Genomic DNA, 528 nt, shown 5'->3' with positions numbered 1-528 from the left:
TACATATGATATTTATAATAAAGTCATCACTTTGTGCGATGCTCTTGCTGATTCCGAGGGTTTTACTACACTTGAGAAGAGGTTAATTTCGGTTGGTTTACGGCATGGAACAACTTTACACACTTCACTACACTGGAAGGGATTTTACAAAATTAAAAATGAGTTAGAAGGACTGCTCAATAAAAGCATATACAAACTTCTCCCAGGTGTAGAAGATTCAATATATACAAGTATAGATCATTAGTTTTTTGAGGTAGTTTTTAATTCGAAGTTACATTATTTTGATAAAGGGTGTGTAATTATTAAAGCTATTATTTTTGATTTTGATGGTACACTTGCTGATACTTTGCCAGTTTGTTTTTATGCATTTCAAGCAGTATTTAAGGACTTTGACAACAAAGAGGTTACTCCAGATGAGATAAAGGCTATGTTTGGTCCATCTGAGACCGGAATCATCAGAGAAAATCTTATGGATTCAAATTATGATAAAGCAATTGAATTATATTATGAGAAGTATAGTGAAAAACA

1 protein-coding gene and 1 pseudogene are annotated in these 528 nt (G+C 32.0%); both read left to right on the top strand.

Annotated features, from left to right (window positions below; all coding sequences use genetic code 11):
* A pseudogene (locus tag E3U55_RS17095) lies at nt 1–244 on the top strand (HD domain-containing protein); the annotation flags it as partial.
* Nucleotides 245–298: 54 nt separating this feature from the next.
* Nucleotides 299–528: HAD family hydrolase (locus E3U55_RS17090; RefSeq protein WP_228547607.1), on the top strand; the 230-nt coding region annotated here is incomplete at its 3' end.

The sequence above is a fragment of the Filobacillus milosensis genome (assembly GCF_004402015.1).
GTDB lineage: Bacteria > Bacillota > Bacilli > Bacillales > Alkalibacillaceae > Filobacillus > Filobacillus milosensis.
The sequence above is the reverse complement of the archived record's forward strand: the minus strand, read 5'-3'. Positions and strand labels throughout refer to the sequence as shown.